We start from the raw sequence: 18,160 nt of genomic DNA, 5'->3' as shown, positions 1-18,160 counted from the left end.
TTGGCACAGGCCTGGGTCGGCAACGGTGAGGGCCAGGCCTGGGGGGGCAGGAGCTGAGCAGGAGGCCGGGGCGGTGTAGGTGGTTGTCGTGCTACCGCAACCGGGCAAACTGGCCGTCACGCTGTGACTACTTCCGTCCGAAGCGATGCCACTGAAAGTTGCGGTGTAAGTAGCACTACTTGCAGCGGTTGTAACAAATGTTTGACTGATTGGCCCATCCGTAATCGTCAGCGTGCCCGTCGTGGGGTTTGTCAGTTTTACGATTGCCGTTGAAGAATAGGTGTTTGTTGCAGTTGTACACTGTCCGGCGGTTGCTACTACACTTACACTACAACAGGTCGATGGCATGAGCATCGCCGTCACATCAGTGTAACAGCCCGAGGAGTTGTAGACCCGCACCGTGTAGGCCTGGGCTGTAGTCGGATTAGCCAAAGTACTTACCAAAACCCCGCTGCCCGGTATGGGCTGGGCCGCCCCCGACAGCGAAGCCGCCGGGTTGAAGTCGGTCCCCAGCGAATACTGGTAGGTATAGCCGGGGCGAAACTGGCTCAGCACCAGTTTGCCAGTGGCCTGGGGGGTGCTGCCGGTGCAAGTGCCGGGCAGGGCCATTGCCACAAAGGTGGGCAGCGTATCGGCTTCAACGATGAAGGGGCAGCAGCTAAAGTCGGGGCACAGACCCGTCTGGTTGTCGATAGCCAGGCTATAGGTGCCGGTGGAGGTCACGCTGAGTACGTTGGTGGTTTGACCGGCAAGCTCCGTATCATTCTTAAACCAGCGGTAGCTACTACGCCCGGGGTTAACCATCAGTTCGAATGTGTATATATCGCCCGTGCATACCTTAACAGGCACGGAGGTACAGACCTGGGCAGTGTCACCGGGGATGGTCGCTCTATTATGCACAACGCCCGAACTGTCGGCGATGGCCTGGAAGGTCAGCGTCAGGCTTTGCCCCGCGCTGATTGTACCAACTTTCCAGATACTGGTCGGTATGCCAGACGTGAAGGTTGTTCCTGCTGGTGGTGTTGCTGAGTTGGTGACATAGCGAAGCCCGGTAGAACTTGAGTCACGAACCGTAACATTGCTGGCAGATGCCGTGCCTTTATTGGTCAGTGTGAGTTTATAGGTAAGCTGATCGCCCCGGCTGGCCTTTGCCTTATCAACTGATTTTGTCAGTTCAAGCTGAGTGCCTGGAGAACCCTGCGCCCAGACATGACTTTCTATACTTATCAGTAAGCTTAGAGAAACTACCAAAAGCCAGTTTAATGACTTTACTCCGCGATTGAGTTCTTTAACGTGACTCAATGCTTGCGAAGGATAGGATAAATACTCGTTCAATCCATAGAAAACTATGAATTTGGTAACAAATACTACTAAAGATGTTTCTGAAAACCGTTTTGTGGTATATTTTCTCATACGAAATTGCTACACATAATAGCTTATTTGTAACATTCGTTTACATCCCAAATAACATGCCAGAATCAGTAGCCTCAAGTATAATCAGTAAGTTGAAAGGGTTTTTAAGAACTTATTGCTGAAAAAGTACAATCGTATATATATATTATTCAAAAATTTTTTAGCTCTGTTTAATTAAACGCGCTATTTACACTTGACTCACCAGCCGATTATAGTGGCTGATCTATGTGCGATAGACAACATGCGTATTCTAACGCGGCAGAAAGCCATATATGTTAACCTGGACAGTTTCCCAAAAAGCATCAAAAAGGCCCTCCGTTACGTCGGAGGGCCTTTTTGTGAAAAACATGTCACCAATAGGTTTACTGCTCTTTAGCGAACATCACCAATCCGTTTAGCCCGCTTAGTCTGACTAACGACAACGGGCACACATACCGGTGCCGGACACTCGCAAACGGTGGGCAGTAAAACTACTGTCACATCAGTGTAACAGCCCGAGGAGTTGTAGACCCGCACCGTGTAGGCCTGGGCTGTAGTCGGATTAGCCAAAGTACTTACCAAAACCCCGCTGCCCGGTATGGGCTGGGCCGCCCCCGACAGCGAAGCCGCCGGGTTGAAGTCGGTCCCCAGCGAATACTGGTAGGTATAGCCGGGGCGAAACTGGCTCAGCACCAGTTTGCCAGTGGCCTGGGGGGTGCTGCCGGTGCAAGTGCCGGGCAGGGCCATTGCCACAAAGGTGGGCAGCGTATCGGCTTCAACGATGAAGGGGCAGCAGCTAAAGTCGGGGCACAGACCCGTCTGGTTGTCGATAGCCAGGCTATAGGTGCCGGTGGAGGTCACGCTGAGTACGTTGGTGGTTTGACCGGCAAGCTCAACATTATTGCGGAACCAGCGGTAGGAGGTACGTCCTGATGCAGCCGTTAACTCGACGGTAAAGACCTCCCCAGCGCAGACCTTGACGGGAATAGAGGTGCAGACGGTGGCCGTATCGCCGGGGATAGTGGCCCGGTTGTACAGAATCCCTGAACTGTCGGCGATGGCCTGGAAGGTCAGCGTCAGGCGTTGACCGGCTGGGAGATTTGCTACCGTCCAGGTGCTGATGGGCCTTCCCTGGGTGAAGGTGGTGCCAGCCGGAGCCGTGGCCGAATTGGCTACGTAAGCAAGTCCTGCTGTACTTGAATCCCGCACAACTACGTTAGTGGCAGGAACCGTACCCGTATTGGTCAGTACCAGCGTATAGGTTAGCACATCGCCCAGTTTCGCTTTGGTCTTATCCACAAGTTTATCGATGCTCAGCATTGGCGCTGGCCGGTAATAGCCCATATCGACGGTCGGATTGTTCTCATTGGCAGTTAAGCTATAGGTGCCCGTCAGGCCGGTAGCTGGGTTACCATCGGAGTCGGCGGCATCGTTACCCGAATTCTGGACAGTGGCTGTATACCCTGGCGGGGCGGTGAAACTCACGCTGTAGGGGACACCGGGGATCAGGCCCGTGAAGGAATACAGACCACTGGCATTGGTGGTCGTGGTGGCCACAACGGTACCATTACTGATCAGCGTCACCGTTGCGTTAGGAATGCCCGGCTCGCCCGTATCCTGCTGACCATTGCGGTTCATATCTTCGAACACGAAATCACCTAAACTTGCGTTGGGTAGCGTGGGCAGATAGAAACCCGCGTCTAAAGTGGGATTGTTCTCGCCGGGCGCTAATGTTACGCTCTGCGTCTTGCCCGTGAGCGGGTCAGCGTCCGAATCCAGGGCATCGTTGCCGCCCTGATTGGCCGAAGTGCTGGTGTAACCCGCCGGACTCACAAAACTCACCGAATAAGGGATGCCGGGCGTTAAACCTGTGAAACTGTAGAGGCCCGACGCATTGGTGGTTGTCGACCCAACGGGTGTGTTGGTGCCAGTCAGCAGCACAACCACGACGCCGGGAATGCCGGGTTCGCCACTGTCCTGCAACCCATCTTTGTCCGTATCGACAAAGACAAAATCGCCCAGCGAAGCCGACGGGATATAGAAGCCCGCATCGAGGGTGGGGTTAAACTCGCCCGGCGCCAGCGTAACGGATTGAGTCCGACCCGTAAGCACATCGGCGTCGGAGTCTTTCGCATCATCACTGCCCTGGTTAGCCGCTGTGGCCGTATAGCCTCCGGGAGCACTGAAGCCCACCGAATACGACAGACTGCTACCCGGTGTCAGACCCGTGAAGGAGTACAACCCACTGGCATTCGTAGTGGTGGTGGCCGAGACGACCCCATTGGTATAGAGCGTGACGGTTACTCCGGCTATGGGCGATTCACCCGTATCCTGCACGCCGTTTTTGTTGGCATCTACGAAGACGAAGTCACCCAAACCGGCTGGTTTCAGGTAGAAGCCCGCGTCGAGGGTCGTGTTGTTTTCGCCCGAAGTCAGCGTTACCGGGGCGGTAATGCCACCCACTGGGTCAGAGTCAATGGCATCGTTGGTGCCCGTGTTCGATGTGGTAGCGGTGTAGCCTGTTGGCGTGGTAAAACTCACTGAGTAGGGTACGCCGGGAGTCAGGCCGGTAAAACTATACAAGCCCGACGCATTAGTGGTCGTGGTGGCTACAACGGTACCATTACTGATCAGCGTAACCACAACGCCCAGAATCGGCGTATCCCCTGCGTCCTGCAGCCCATCTCTGTTGGTATCGACAAAGACGAAATTTCCTAATGACGCAGGCCGAACGTAGCCCATGTCAATGGTGGGATTGTTCTCACCGGCCGTCAGGCTATAGGTGCCCGTCAGGCCCGTCATCGGATTGCCGTCCGAGTCTTTCGCGTCGTTGCCCGTGTTCTGGAGCGTGGCGGTGTAGCCTGCCGGAGCTGTGAAACTGACCGAATACGGTACGCCCGGTGTCAGCCCCGTGAAGGAATATAGGCCCGACGCATTGGTGGTGGTGGTGGCTACAACCGTCCCTGAGGAGAGTAACGTCACTGTTACACCGGGAATTGGAAGGTCGCCCGGATCCTGCTGGCCGTTGCGGTTGGCATCCTCGAAGACGAAGTCGCCCAAACTGGCCAATGGATAAAAACCGGCATCATAGGTATGATTGGATTGCCCTACCGCTCCCGTTGTCAGGCTGATAATCGGAGCCGTAACGCCGGATAGGATCGATACCAGCGCATCGGAGTCATTGCTGTCGTTCGCGTTCGTAGTGGCGCTATTGGCCTGCGTCAGCACATAGGGTTTACCATCCACGGTTAGTCGGTTACTGGTAAATTGTGTGCTCCCAAACACAACCTGATAGGCCGTATTGTCGAGCAGGGCTGTGTCGGCATCGGTGCCGTTCCAGTTGCCGATAGTGAGTTTGCTTTTGCTGGAGAAATAATATTCACCGCTGGCATCGGTGGTGGTGGTGGCCACGAGGGTTCCATTTTTATAGAGCGAAACGACTACATTCGGCAGGGGTGGTTCGCAGGCATCCTGTACGCCGTCGAGGTCATTGTCCTGCCACACCCGGTTACCAATTTCAAGCAGTGTGATGGTGTTGCAGCTTAATTCAATGTCGCCTAAGCCGGTCGCTTTGGCGAAGGTACCTGGGTTTGGGCTGCCATCCGGTCCCCGCGTAATATAGACGGCGTAGGAGCCGGTTACCTGCCCCGTTGTGTTGTTCAGATACCGCACACCCCCGGCAAAGGGGTGCTGATCGACCGGGTCAACGGTCGTAACGACAACCTCACCTGATCCCGGCTTCAGGGCCAGACCACCCATCGCATTCTCAGCGTGGTAAAGAACAGTTCCGTTTTCCTGAATCCAGTTGTCGTTATAAAACTCGCCGAAGCCAGGTCCCTGGGCGTTATCGGTACCGTAGCCGGTGGCTGGTCCGGCTTTGGCGTTGTTTTCCAGAACAAATGCCCCATTGGAATAGTAAGCCCGGAGTACATCACCTGCCTGTGAGTTGGTTTGGTAAAGCGTGGTGCTGGTCAAATCGTCGGGGCGGTAATTCCTGTCGCCACCCTGAAAGCCCGTGCGGTCGCCAAAGGCCAGCACCATGGAGCCATCGACATCAAATTCAATGTCGGTGAAAATAGGAACCGGGTGGCGCAGATTGGTGCCATCCAGCAGGTCAGTAAAGGTATCCGTCCAGGGAAACCAGCCGGTTATGTTCAGGCTGGCTCTGGCCGGATACCCTTTGGGATAAGTAAGCGGAAAGTCGAAGATTTGGGTGAATGTGGAGCCGTTGAGTTCGTAGACCGACGCCCGCAGGTCCGATTTGTTGCCCGATGTCTGCGCGTCGCAAACGCCCCCCACATAGACTTTACCATTGTATACTTTCAGCGCCCAGGGGCGGAACGAGCCATTGGTGCAACTGGCCGGTACGGCAAACGAACTGACATTGGCAGCCGTCGGCTTGGTTGTGCCATCCTGATTATACCGGGTTATATCAATGGAGTACAACTTCATGTCGTTCAGGTTCATGAGCCAGAGCTTGTTGCCATCCTCAGTTATTTCGAGGTCGCCAATCCCGATTTTGCCGATCTGGCTAAAGGTCTGTGGGTCGTAGCTGGACTGGGTTTTATCGCCGGGTAGCCCCCGGTCTGCATTACTGGCAATGGTACCCACGTCGATGCCTATATCCGATACGCTCAGAAACGTTGTGGTCGTCGACGAGCCTGGATTGGTAAAGTCGGTTACGTAGATACCACCTAACCCCGCCGGTCCCAGACCCGCGTGGCGTTTCAGCACGGCACTCTGGAAAATTTTCTTCGTTGCTCTATTGTAGGCCACGCCCCAGGTCGTACCGATCTGACCGGCCAGCGCCAGCATGTTCTCACCCTCGAACGTCAGGGATGAAACACCATAGGGAAAGCTAACAAATGCCGGGGATTCTGCAGCCGAACTGCCCGCTATCAACGGGTCGCCATTGACGTAGCAGGGCACAAAAATCTGGGGCGTGTTCGAGCAGTAATCGAGCGGGTTGAAAATGCCCAGATCAACAGTGCAGTCGGGCCCGTTAACGAACTGAACGGTTGAGCGCGAATCGGCCCCATTAACACCTAAATTAAACGGAGACATAACATTGCTGAACTCGACCCGGACCGGGTATTTACCCGTTGGCACGGGCAGGCTATAACGGCCGTAGGCGTCGGTGGTGGTTGAATAGACAGTGCCGTCGCAGGCAATGGCTTTTACCGTAGATCCCGGCAAACCGGCACCCTCGCCCGCTTCGTGCAGGCCATTGTCGTTGAAGTCCTTAAAAACCATACCGCCCAGGTTGGTGCCCGCACAGGCCGTTGGCGGGCAGGCTGGTGGAGCCGTATAGGAGCTGGTGGTCTGGCAGGTAGGGTTGTTGACAAAAGTCGCGGTAATCGACCCGGTTGCCCCGTTGGCATCTACCTCGAAGGCAACGACCTGGGGTGTCACAATGGTCGTCTGGCCAGTAAGGCTACCCACTACCTGCGGATACGTGACCGAAATCAGGCCTGGCGTAATGGTTCGGCTCTGCGCCCCGGTCGAGACGACAATGTAGTCGTTAGCAGGCGCATTCGACCAGGCCACTTCTACGCTGACAGTAGCCTGATTAGCGCCACTTACGGAGTAACATCCCGAAACGGTGACCTGATTGATGTTGATTGAGCACGACTGTGCCTGTACAACCGACGAAATGCTGCATAGGATAACCAGCGTTATCCAATAACTTAATCTGTTTGTTAGTGTGTACATATTTATCATATAATTTTATAAAACGGTGACATAATACAGGGAAACGTACCTGATAGGTACGTTTCCCTACCATTATTGGGTTAGGTAATTGACTGGTAATGTGGTTTGTAAAAGGGGAAAGTCGGTCTGCGCTTAGTAGCGGATAACCGATGGGGTAAGTGGCATGCTGGTGCCGAAATGATGTTTACTTACTGGCCTGCTTCCTGTTAGTTTGTTTATGAAGTCCAGAATCATACACAACGAGGTAGGTGGTAGTTGGGAAAGTGTAGCAATCAGTTTCATGTAGCCTGTGTAGATTTAATAACGCGTACCTAAATAGTGACAAATCAACTGTATAGTGACAAACAATGTGCCATTTATTGGCTAATCGTAAGTTTATAGTATAAATCAGCCCATACGGCATAGAATAGGCTATTGTAACCTATATTTTTCAAAAAATAGATTACTTTATCAAAACTTGTGCCAACACTATAACTTATTACCACCTACTATCTCATAAAAGTAAAATAGTAGTGATTTGTAAGTAATACAATAGTAAAAAAGTATAACTAACAGGCTGTAACGTAAACGTTAACTCTGTGTGACTGAAGCCGTTTTATCACCGTTCCGGTACAGGCTCCAGGGTCGAAGCTGATGGCCTGCGTCGGTGCGTCTCACTCATTAACGACTGCCCACTCGTATACCTCAGCAGACCGGTCAAGCCACTTTTTATTTACTCACCCAAACCCGTACCTTGCAAGCCTAACCCGGTGCCAAAGGCCGGGTCTCTTCTGTTGTATGAAAAATGAACAAAATGCCTTTGTTACCGAAATAAATCCGGCTGAAAATTCGTCTCAATCCAATACCCCGCGCATCCACGTTTCGTCGGAGATTGGCACACTTCGCCGGTTACTGATTCATAGCCCCGACCGGGGGCTGGGCAAAGTGGTGCCGTCGAAAGCGCAGGACTGGCTCTTTGAAGACATCGTGCATCTGGACATGATGCGCCGGGACGAATACGATTACTACGTTAAGATTCTGTTGTATTTTCTGGACCCCGACAAGGTGCGGGGTAAAGTCGATCAACTCGGGCCTGACTCGGACCGTTCGTTTTTTAAGCCCGGTGATCCCACTTATTTTAAATCAGACAAAGTCGTTGATATTCAGGTTCTTCTGGCCGATATTCTGGCCGACGAGGTCATTCGTACCCGGCTGATTGCCGCCATCTGTGGCATCGAACGAACGCCGTTCCGCACCCAGCAGGAACTCAATCAGTATGAACCCGCTGAACTGGCTAAAATCATGATTTCGGGGTCGCTGCCCAACCTGACCATGCTGTTTGCGCCCCTGCCGAATTTCATTTTTACCCGCGACATCGGCATCGTTATCAACGACCATATTCTGCTTAATAAGCCCGCCAAACTGGCCCGCACCCGCGAGGCCCTGTTAGCGCAGTATATCTTCTTCAATCACCCGCTGTTTGCTGATTATCAGGACAAAATCATTGAAATTCCCGACAATGAACACGCCTTTTTGATGACCGATGCCGACACTAACCGCGACGTAACCCGCTCAACACTCGAAGGGGGCGACGTGATGATGATTGCCAAACGCCATTTGATGATTGGGGTTAGCGAACGCACGACGCTCTATGCCGCCCAGCAGGTGATGCGATTAGTGTTCAGCAAAAACATAGTGGACACAGTTACCATTCTCAAGATTCCTAAAAAGCGTGATTACATGCACATCGACACCGTGTTCACGCAGGTGAAGCGGAACATATGGGTGTTGCTTGGGTCGCTGGCCCGCACAGGCGACGAAGCCAAAAAACGCGATGTCATTCACTTTTTTGCACCCAAAGACGTGTCGGAAGACCTGAAAATTCTTCAGTTCATCAAAGGCCTAGAGCACAAACCCATCGAAATCGAAAACCTCGAAGACCTGCTGTCCGACATCAGCAAAAACGACCTCGGCGCTACTGAACCCGTACAGTTCATTTATTCGGGGAACAACGAGTTTCCGTTCGGCGCGCGGGAGCAGTGGACAGATTCCTGCAACCTGCTGGCCCTGAAAGATGGCGTTGTGGTGGGCTACGACCGGAACGAAAAAACGGCTGATGCCTTCCGGGCGGCCGGGTTTGAGGTGATTGGAGCGGCTAAACTGCTGGCGCGTTTTGAGCGCGGGGAATCCTCGCCCGAAACCATTCAGAACACCTTTATCATGCTGCCTTCCGCCGAGCTGAGCCGGGCACGGGGTGGCTCGCACTGCATGAGTTTGCCCCTGCTGCGGGAGGAAGTTTGACAAGCCTGCCCATTATTCAAAATCTATGCCACGATCCTCGATGGCTCATTCATTAATCAGGGCACAGGTTTGAAAAAAGGCATTTAGACGATTTGTGTCTGGTTTATACCTTCTTAAAATCGTATAATTATTTGTCGGAAATTAGCGTGTTATCAGGCACAAAATTTGCTTGAGATTAGTTGCTTTGTTCCGCCAGGACGAGCGCTAACTAACCGCTATAAGACTTTATGAAATTAAGTGTACGTTTTACAGAAAAATTACGGCCAACCCTCATTCGATCAGGTTGTTTGGTTGGACTATTGCTACTATTTATAGGTGTCTTTTCCAAAGCCAACGCCCAGATTTATGTTAAGCAGGGAGTAACAGGTACCCGTGGTTTCTACCGATATGATATTCCTACGAATAAATGGGCGTCTCTGAGTAATATTCCTTTTCTTTTCGATGGCTCTAAACCACTGTTCACGGATAGTACTTATATCTATACAAGTGGGATAACTGAACCTAAGCGAGGATCAGTTCAGTTATTTCGGTACGATTTCGCCAAACAGCACACAGGCAACGGCTGGCAAGCTTTACCTGATAAACGACCGATAGTAGGAACAGGCCCGATTTTTAACGCAACAGGCATTAATTTTTACTATTTTTTATCAGAATTCTGTACCCCCCCTGATTCACTAAACCCTGGCTGTTTACAGTATGCCTTTTATCGACGTAACCTGCAATCAGATTCGATCACCCGTTTGTCTACGGTTGCCCAGGTTTATGCCCTTGTCGCGGCTGGCTCTTCGCTGTATGGTATTCAAGGTAATTCATTCGCGCTCTGGGATGAAAGTAGTATGAGTTTTTTGCCGAAAGCGACCCCTCCCGGAAACTTAAGATCGCTATCAGCCACGACTAAGGATTACATTTATGTGCTGGGAACCAGTGACCAGCTCTACCGCTATACGATAGCTACCGACACCTGGACTACTCTTCCCGGAACATCTCCGGTTGAGGCTCCTTTTGATATCTGGAGTATAACGACCGATGGTAACAAGATTTACGCTACTGCAGGGGGCGACACATTTTACGGATATAATCTTGGTACCAGTACCTGGGAAACCTTGCCTCCCCCGCCGAACAAGTTATGGGATCGGGAAGGCGCTAATCTAATTTATATGCATGGCCAATGTCTGACAGGGCGGTGTATATCGGTCGCAGTTACCAGAATCCGGTAACGTCAATAGCTTCTAAGCTTTTTGCAAACCCAACAGCCCATTGAACAAATAGCCGGATTGTATTAACTTGCTCGCAAAAACAGTACGCGGCTTCGGTCGAATTACCTACGTACTGACCCACAAACGGCAATTTGTTCATGCAATCACAGGCTACTTCCCGTATTTTAATGATTCGTCCGGTTAATTTCGGTTTCAACACCGAAACGGCTGACTCGAATGCGTTTCAGGACATTAAACTGGCCGCGCAAACGAAAGACGTAGCCCAGGACGATGCCCGGCGGGAGTTCGATGAGATGGCACGACAGCTCCAGGCACTGGGCGTGGACGTAATGGTGTATGACGATACCATCGACCCCTACACGCCCGACTCCATTTTTCCCAACAACTGGGTGTCGTTTCACGCCAGCGGAACCGTTGTGCTCTACCCGATGCAAGCCGAAAACCGGCGGCTCGAACGTCGGCAGGATATTATTGATGACCTCAGCAAGCGGTTTCATGTGGCCAAAGTTGTTGACCTGACCCATTTTGAGCAGGAAGGGAAATTTCTGGAAGGCACGGGCAGTATGATCCTCGACCGGATGAACCGCGTGGCCTTTGCCTGCCTGTCGCCCCGAACGCACCCCGATGTGCTGGCCGAGTTCAGCCGTCAGACGGGCTACCGCATTGTTTCCTTCGAGACTGCCGATGCGAATGGAAAAGCTATCTATCATACCAATGTGCTGATGTGCATCGGCGATATGTTCGCGGTGGTGTGCCTGTCGGCTATCAGCAATCCCGACGAACGGCTGATGGTGCGTCAGGAACTCGAAAAGCTGAACAAAAGCGTCATCGATATTTCGCTCCAGCAGATGGCCAGTTTTGCGGGCAATATGCTGATGGTAAAGACGAAGAAGGGCCAGAAACTATTGGTCATGTCGACCCGTGCCTTCGAGTCACTGACCGCGAAGCAACTCGATCAGTTAGACGATTATGCCACCCTGATTCACTTCGACCTGTCGATGATTGAAGGCAACGGGGGCGGTTCGGCGCGGTGCATGATGGCCGAGGTGCATTTGCCGAGGAAGTAAAAACAAAAACCGATAAGGCGTTGGCTCACTGCGAATAACCCAGGTTTGCGGTTCGGTGAGTTTGCAGGCACGAATCATAAAATCTTCCATTGTCACAGCCGCCAGCGCGTTAATTGTCGTGCTCAGGCTTGACCTCACAGCCGCGAAATAGCCACCATCACGAACCCGATTATGCCGTTGGGCAGGTAGTTCAGGCATTGGCGAACCAACCATTCGGCAGGCCGGATAGAGGCAGACTAAAGCTGACCTTTAGCCTCCGCTGACTGGTAAATGCGTTCGACAATTTCCTGCAAAATCGCACCCTGTTGGGCCGTACATACGTTCGAGGGTTTTCCTTCGCAGGCATCCAGAAATGCCTCCGTGTTCTTCCGTTGCATATCCACCTCTTCGAGATACGGAAATCGAATATCGGCCAGTTCACCCATCAATTCGGTATGAAGCGTAAAGGGAAACAGCTTAACGCCCCCTTTCGTACCAAAAATTTCCAGATTGCGGTCTTTGTCGGCCTGGGTGTTGAGCGCAAACGAGGCCGATAGCATAATGGACGCTTTATTGGGAAACGACAGGTAGGCCATTGCTGCATCGTCGACCTCAAAGGTCTGTGGATTCCAGGCTCCCAGTAGCCCTTTCCCGCCCGTTTTGCCGATAAAATCGTAGGTATTGCCCAGCACCTGCGCGGGGGTTGGGTAGTCTAAGGCAAAAAGGGCCAGGTCGAGCACATGAACGCCGAGGTCGATGAGCGCCCCACCACCCTGCATGGCCTTATTGGTAAAATAACCCCAGCCCGGTATGCCTCGCCGGCGCAGAAAGTGGGCCTTAATGTGATAAATGTCACCCAGTAGTCCATCGACTTTGCAACGTGTCAATAACGCCCACTCGGCTGACTGCCGAAGTTGAAAATTATAAGCCAGTATGCGGTTCTTTTCAACCGCCAGGCTGGCCATTTCGCGGGCGTTTTGGGCAGTCAGTGCGGGTGGTTTCTCGCAGAAAACATGGCAATTGTGCGTCAGCGCTTCAATCGTTTGTGGATGGTGCAGGTAATTGGGTGTGCTGATAACCACAACATCGGGCGTGCACTGTTGATAAAGTTCCTTCGTATTGTCAAACGCATGGAGAATGCCGTGTTTGTTGGCTAAGGCGCGGGCTTTAGCCAGATCGCGGCCGCAAACCGCTACAATCTCAACCCGGTCAGGCAAGCCTCTTAGGGCTGGAATATGGTTGTTATCGGCAATATTACCCCCTCCGATTAGAGCTACGCTGCGTTTAGACATACCGTAAAGAACGCGAAAATTTGGTTTAGGCCGAAGCTGCTCCGGCCATAAATGACCGAATATACTGCACCGAAGCCAGGCAGGCATTCATAGCTCAGGTTGTGTCAGCATCAGGAAAGGCATTGGTATGGCCATTCCAAAATTTTTAGAACTTTTGTTTGCACATACAACTATCCTATTTTACCTTTGTCCTGACCGTAAGGCAAAGGACACCATGAACATTGAAAAAACAATTGCTGTAGCTGACGGAGAGAAAGCCGTGACCCGGTACAGTGCCTGTTTGCTGTTTTCAGCCAACGCGCTGGCCCGCGCCATCACGGCCATTGGCGACGAAGAGTTTGGTCGTCTGGGTATGTGCTACTCACACGCTTATCTGCTCTGCGAGGTGGTTGCTCAGCCCGGTATAACCCCAACGGAACTAAGCGAAACCTTATACCTGACTCCATCGACCATTACCCGGTTAGTTGAAAAATTAGAACAGAAACGCTTAGTTCGGCGGGAGTCGGAAGGCAAAAAAACGCTGATATACCCAACTGCTGAAGGAGAAGCCCTACAGCCCGAAATTGCTGAAGCCTGGAGCCGGGTAGGCCAACGCTATTCGCAGGTGATTGGCGAAACCAACGTTTGCCAGCTAACGCAACAGGTTTTCAAAGCCGCTCAGGCACTGGGCGATAGAGCCTGATACTTAATTTGTTACTAAAATTGTTTGCACATACAACTCAATCAACAGCCATGAAAACAAACGAGAAAACGGTAGGGTTTGCCAGTGGACACGTAACAGAAAACACAAAAGATATTTGCCGCTCATTAGCGGAGAAGGGCATTTCGGCAGTTGTTGTGCAGAAAGCGGTCACGTTGCCCGTAGCCGACGAAACAAGTGCCGCGACAACCGATCAACATCACTGGTCAGGGCAGCCGGGCAAAGACCTGTTTTTCAACGGCTGGAAGCTGCTTTTTTAATGAACAATGGACAATCAACAATGCTGCTGATTCCTATTGTTCATTTTACATGATTCATTTTACATGATTCATTAACCCCTATTTCTACCAACTATGCATTACGTCATTACCGGCTCTCTGGGCCACACCGGAAAACCCATTACCGAAGGACTCGTTCAGGCGGGGCATACTGTTACCGTTATTACCAGCAAGCCCGAAAATGAGGGCGCTATCGAAGCTTTAGGCGCTAAGGCTGCTATTGGGAGTGTTGAAGATGCGGCTTTTCTGAAACAGGCGTTTGCCGAAGCCGATGCTGTTTATCTGCTCATTCCGGCTAAATGGGGCGTTTCGGGCTGGCGTGCGTTTCAGAACCAGGTTGTCGACAACTACATTGCAGCTATTCAGGCTAATGACGTTCGATTTGCCGTATTGTTGAGCAGTGTTGGCGCCGATTTGGGCGAAGGCGTGGGGCCGGTGGATGGTCTCTACGATGCCGAACACAAACTGGCGAAGGTCGAAGGGCTGAACAGCAAGTTTCTGCGCCCGTCATACTTCATGTATAATCTGTTTGGCATGATTGGTATGGTGAAAAACATGGGCATCATGGGGGCCAACTTTGGCGAGGATACGCTGGTATTGACACACACCGATGATATTGCTGAGGTTGCCTTGCAGGAATTGCTGAATCTGGATTTCACGGGTCATCAGGTGCGCTATATCGCCAGCGATGAACGAACCGGCGCCGAGATTGCCCGTGTGCTGGGCGAAGCCGTTGGTAAACCCGAAATGCCCTGGGTTATCTTCCCGGATGATCAGAACACGCAGGGAATGCTACAGGCAGGTTTAAATGAAGAAATGGCAACGGCCTATACCACCATGGGGCAGTCGCTTCGGGAGGGCAAAATGCAGGCTGATTTCTTCAGAAACAAGCCTGAATATAGTAAAATAAAGCTGGAAGAATTCGCTAAAAACGAGTTTGCCCCGGCGTTTAACGCTTAAGAACCTTTGTGAGATTAGGAACCCCACCGACTCCACGGCACACATAAAGGGTTTGTTTTTGGAGCTGTTTAAAAATACGGTAAACGTGTCCCCACTGGGGACGCGTTTTTTTATGCCCTCAGTCTGCCGTATATCAAGTTAAATCTACCGGTTTCTTCCCGATTGGCCCCGTTTGCCAATCTGATTAAATAAGGCCGGATTTTTGCCCAATTTTAGGGCCATTTAGTCAGCTTATTAACAGCAAATACGAGTATGGAACGGGGTGGGTATTTCACAAAAATGGCTCTGTCGAAGTCTTTCAGAGAAGGATTACGGCACTTCCCTGAATGGCGTTTCGACTGGGTCGCCTGGTTTCTCCTTACGCTGGTCTTTTTTAATGGATAAGTCCATGAAATCATTCGCTACCTACCTGATATTGGTGGGTTTATTTCTGGCAGGCAGTAAATTAGTGAACCGACAGCAGGAGTATACCCGGTCAAGGCGAGTGTCGTCCTTAGCAGAATCAGCCGCGTTGGCAGGTGCGTTTGCTACGGCTACCGGCGGGCCAGCAATTGATACGGGGTTTGTGAAGGCATCGGGAAATCGGCTTAAGCCGCTTAATGAACGAAAAAAACGAGAACGCTCAGTAGTACGCTGACAGCTTGTGCTAATCTCGTAATTTACCGATAAGTAGTTAATTGGTTCCTGGGTTATTTGGTTAGTGTCGGGTCGTGCTTACAGTCAGGAATCAACAAACGATAGAGTTACTCAAATCCTGCACGTCAACAATCAATATATGCGGTATGTCGCTGTTTCCCTGCTGATTTTTAGTGCCTGTTGGGAGACTCATGCTCAACTACCCAGCCTAAAGCTTGAACACCTGACAACCAAAGAAGGGCTACCTTCCAACGATGTGTGGTGTTTGACTAAAGATCGGCAGGGATTTTTGTGGATCGGTACGGGACGTAACATCTGCCGCTACGACGGGTACAGTTTTCTGCGGTTAGATAGTCTTAAACTGGGCTATTGCTCCGGGGTTTCGACAGACTCTAAAGGCGATATCTATACGTCCAATGATACGAAGGGTCTCTGTAAAATTGATGCAAAAACCCTCACCGTAACGACTATAGAAAAGAACAATTATGATGATGCCGACCCAACCAATGACCTGCACGAGCAGAGTATGGTTGACAGCTACGACCAGGTATGGGTGTGCGACTATAGCTCGGTAAAACGCTATAACCCAATCACCAAAAAACTTCATCGGTACACATTCTCCTTAACCGTGTCGGGCGGAGATGTGTATCAGTATGCCAGCTTTTTTGAGGATGACCGGCACACGCTTTGGATCATTTCAGAAATTGGCCTGTATCGCTATGACCGCCAGCACGACAAACTCGTCTGTCTGCTGGGTAGGGAAGCCATTTTGCCCCAAAACCGGATACCCATTCGCTTAGCTAAAGCATCTGCCGACGCACGGGGTGACCTTTGGATTGGTGGTTATGAGTACGGATTGGTTTGGTTTTCCCCGGAGAGCCAGTCGTTCAGGATTTGGAAAACGGGGTTCGAGCATCTAAAGGTGATGTGCGCCAGGGAATCGCAGGATGAAAATGGTCGGAAAATACTGGTAGTCGGCACCGATGATGGCATCCGCGTTTTTTATCCCGACCAGAATCAACTGTACCATCTGCCCCAGTTCTATAACAATGGCATTCAGGTCAAGGATATGTACGACGACAAAGCCAACGGTATCCTGTGGATTGGGACCCGCGAAGGCATCTATAAATACCGCTACCGGAATGTGGGCATTCGAACCGTCGATTTGCCAGCTCACGTCGTTCGGTTACCTGTTCAGATCACCAGTGTTCTTCCCTCACCTACGAAGGCCTATCTGCTGGGCCTGTCACATTCGGGCGTGTTGAACTGGCAACCCACCACCAATCAATTCCGCCTGCTCCCGTATCCTGTTGACGCACTCACCCAGCAATTGCGGTGGATTCGGGGGCGGCTCTTTGCGTTTACGGATAAAGGTATTTTTGTGGGCGACGGTATAAAAGGCCGTTTTTCGGTCTGGCAACCAGCCGCCCGCCTGTTTAAGAACACCGATTTTCGCGATGGACTTGTTGACCGAAAAGGACGATTCTGGATTGCCAATCTGAATGAAGGGCTAAAAGTAATTGACCCCCTCACGAACCGGGAAGTAAAACTCTGGTCTGAAAAAGAGGGTCAAAAATTAGTACATTTCACCTACTCGAAAGGGGTTTTGGAAGGCATTGATGGGCGCATTTGGGTAGCTACCTGCTCAAGAGGATTATTTTTTTTCGATGAAAAACAAGCCAGATTCGTCAACATCGAATCGTTGCCCGGTAATAAAGGTCGTATCATCGGCGGAGAGTGCATCAACGGGATGCAGCAGACCGCCGACGGTTCCATTCTGATTGCCAGTTGGGGGGGCGTATCGAAAATTTCGGCGACGGGCCAGATTTTGTCTACGTTTGAGTTCAAAACCGACGCTCTAATCGACACCTACTGTGCCAACATTACCGAAGCGCCCGATAAGAACCTCTGGTTTAGTACCAACGAAGGCATCAACATAGCCAATCCCCAAACCCACGCCATTCGTTACCTCACCACCATTGAAGGGTTACACAGCAATTCGCCGGTTGGGTTTCTGAAAAATGGGGCGAATGAGTTAATCCTGGGGCATGTGAATGCGCTGAATATAATAGACATGAATGCGGTGAGTCATGCTAAGGTTATTCCGCGCATCGCCATCAGTTCGGTTCAGGTGAAAGGTAAAACACGCCACCAGGACCTCACCCAGCCCATTGTGCTCCAGCCCGATGAGAACGCCATCACCCTCAACTTCTCCACCCTTAACTTTGAGCCTACTTCCCAAAATGTGTTTAGCTATCAACTGGAAGGATTTGACCCTGCCTGGGTCGACCTGGGCAACCAGCATACCGTTTCGTTCACCAACCTGCCCGCCCGCGCCTACACCCTGCGCGTCAGAAGCAGTAATAACTTTGGTATACAGACCACCACACCCTTACTTCTTCAGGTAACGGTGAAGCCTTATTTCACCAATACGTGGTTTTTCAGAGCCTTGATTGGTCTGTTCATTGCGGGTCTGCTGGTGGCCATGATGCGCTGGCGGGTCAACACCCTGGCCGAACGAAACCGACTCGACCTGCAGGTGGCCCAGTGGCGGCTCAAAGCCCTGCAGGCCCAGATGAACCCTCACTTTCTGTTCAATAGCCTCAACTCGGTCCAGAACTACCTGCTCACCAACCGGGGCCTGGAG

General features: G+C 51.6%; 11 protein-coding genes. 8 read left to right on the top strand and 3 right to left on the bottom strand.

Features of this window, described 5'->3' with window-relative positions:
- Positions 1 to 1,251: DUF11 domain-containing protein (locus ACYVI1_RS28870; protein WP_460914871.1), on the bottom strand; the 1,251-nt coding region annotated here is incomplete at its 3' end.
- Between the two features lie 534 nt (positions 1,252 to 1,785).
- Positions 1,786 to 7,104 carry an SdrD B-like domain-containing protein gene (locus tag ACYVI1_RS28865; protein WP_460914869.1) on the bottom strand — a complete coding sequence of 1,773 codons (5,319 nt, stop codon included), beginning with the start codon at positions 7,102 to 7,104 and terminating at the stop codon, positions 1,786 to 1,788.
- Positions 7,105 to 7,881: 777 nt separating this feature from the next.
- On the opposite strand from ACYVI1_RS28865, the gene ACYVI1_RS28860 reads away from it, so the two are divergent.
- From ACYVI1_RS28860 to ctlX, 3 genes are all read left to right on the top strand, one after another.
- A complete protein-coding gene (locus tag ACYVI1_RS28860; RefSeq protein ID WP_460914867.1) occupies positions 7,882 to 9,384 on the top strand; it encodes an arginine deiminase family protein in 1,503 nt (500 codons plus the stop codon).
- Between the two features lie 227 nt (positions 9,385 to 9,611).
- Positions 9,612 to 10,601, top strand: coding sequence for a Kelch repeat-containing protein (locus ACYVI1_RS28855; protein WP_460914865.1), 990 nt, complete (start codon positions 9,612 to 9,614; stop codon positions 10,599 to 10,601).
- A 137-nt stretch (positions 10,602 to 10,738) separates the two neighbouring features.
- Positions 10,739 to 11,668, top strand: a complete 930-nt coding sequence (ctlX, locus tag ACYVI1_RS28850) for a citrulline utilization hydrolase CtlX (protein WP_460914864.1) — start codon at positions 10,739 to 10,741, stop codon at positions 11,666 to 11,668.
- A gap of 236 nt (positions 11,669 to 11,904) precedes the next feature.
- Here ctlX and ACYVI1_RS28845 read toward each other — a convergent pair whose 3' ends face one another.
- The gene (locus ACYVI1_RS28845) at positions 11,905 to 12,939 is read right to left on the bottom strand and encodes a Gfo/Idh/MocA family protein (RefSeq protein ID WP_460914862.1); all 1,035 of its coding nucleotides are present in this window, start codon (positions 12,937 to 12,939) and stop codon (positions 11,905 to 11,907) included.
- Positions 12,940 to 13,153: 214 nt separating this feature from the next.
- Between ACYVI1_RS28845 and ACYVI1_RS28840 the strand changes: the two genes are divergently transcribed.
- The 5 genes from ACYVI1_RS28840 to ACYVI1_RS28820 all read left to right on the top strand — a co-directional run.
- The gene (locus ACYVI1_RS28840; protein WP_460914860.1) at positions 13,154 to 13,621 is read left to right on the top strand and encodes a MarR family winged helix-turn-helix transcriptional regulator; all 468 of its coding nucleotides are present in this window, start codon (positions 13,154 to 13,156) and stop codon (positions 13,619 to 13,621) included.
- Between the two features lie 50 nt (positions 13,622 to 13,671).
- The gene (locus ACYVI1_RS28835; protein WP_460914859.1) at positions 13,672 to 13,899 is read left to right on the top strand and encodes a hypothetical protein; all 228 of its coding nucleotides are present in this window, start codon (positions 13,672 to 13,674) and stop codon (positions 13,897 to 13,899) included.
- Between the two features lie 93 nt (positions 13,900 to 13,992).
- Positions 13,993 to 14,877 carry an NAD(P)H-binding protein gene (locus ACYVI1_RS28830; protein ID WP_460914858.1) on the top strand — a complete coding sequence of 295 codons (885 nt, stop codon included), beginning with the start codon at positions 13,993 to 13,995 and terminating at the stop codon, positions 14,875 to 14,877.
- A 388-nt stretch (positions 14,878 to 15,265) separates the two neighbouring features.
- Positions 15,266 to 15,514, top strand: a complete 249-nt coding sequence (locus ACYVI1_RS28825) for a hypothetical protein (RefSeq protein ID WP_460914856.1) — start codon at positions 15,266 to 15,268, stop codon at positions 15,512 to 15,514.
- A 138-nt stretch (positions 15,515 to 15,652) separates the two neighbouring features.
- The coding region (locus ACYVI1_RS28820) for a ligand-binding sensor domain-containing protein (RefSeq protein ID WP_460914854.1) at positions 15,653 to 18,160 on the top strand (2,508 nt) is incomplete at its 3' end.

The organism is Spirosoma areae (assembly GCF_054781775.1).
This window is presented reverse-complemented; position numbering and strand designations above follow the sequence as displayed.

Coding starts and splice junctions, on each gene's coding strand:
- ACYVI1_RS28865 (WP_460914869.1), bottom strand. CDS start 7,104: ATGTACACACTAACAAACAGATTAAGTTATTGGATAACGCTGGTTATC.
- ACYVI1_RS28860 (WP_460914867.1), top strand. CDS start 7,882: ATGAAAAATGAACAAAATGCCTTTGTTACCGAAATAAATCCGGCTGAA.
- ACYVI1_RS28855 (WP_460914865.1), top strand. CDS start 9,612: ATGAAATTAAGTGTACGTTTTACAGAAAAATTACGGCCAACCCTCATT.
- ctlX (WP_460914864.1), top strand. CDS start 10,739: ATGCAATCACAGGCTACTTCCCGTATTTTAATGATTCGTCCGGTTAAT.
- ACYVI1_RS28845 (WP_460914862.1), bottom strand. CDS start 12,939: ATGTCTAAACGCAGCGTAGCTCTAATCGGAGGGGGTAATATTGCCGAT.
- ACYVI1_RS28840 (WP_460914860.1), top strand. CDS start 13,154: ATGAACATTGAAAAAACAATTGCTGTAGCTGACGGAGAGAAAGCCGTG.
- ACYVI1_RS28835 (WP_460914859.1), top strand. CDS start 13,672: ATGAAAACAAACGAGAAAACGGTAGGGTTTGCCAGTGGACACGTAACA.
- ACYVI1_RS28830 (WP_460914858.1), top strand. CDS start 13,993: ATGCATTACGTCATTACCGGCTCTCTGGGCCACACCGGAAAACCCATT.
- ACYVI1_RS28825 (WP_460914856.1), top strand. CDS start 15,266: ATGAAATCATTCGCTACCTACCTGATATTGGTGGGTTTATTTCTGGCA.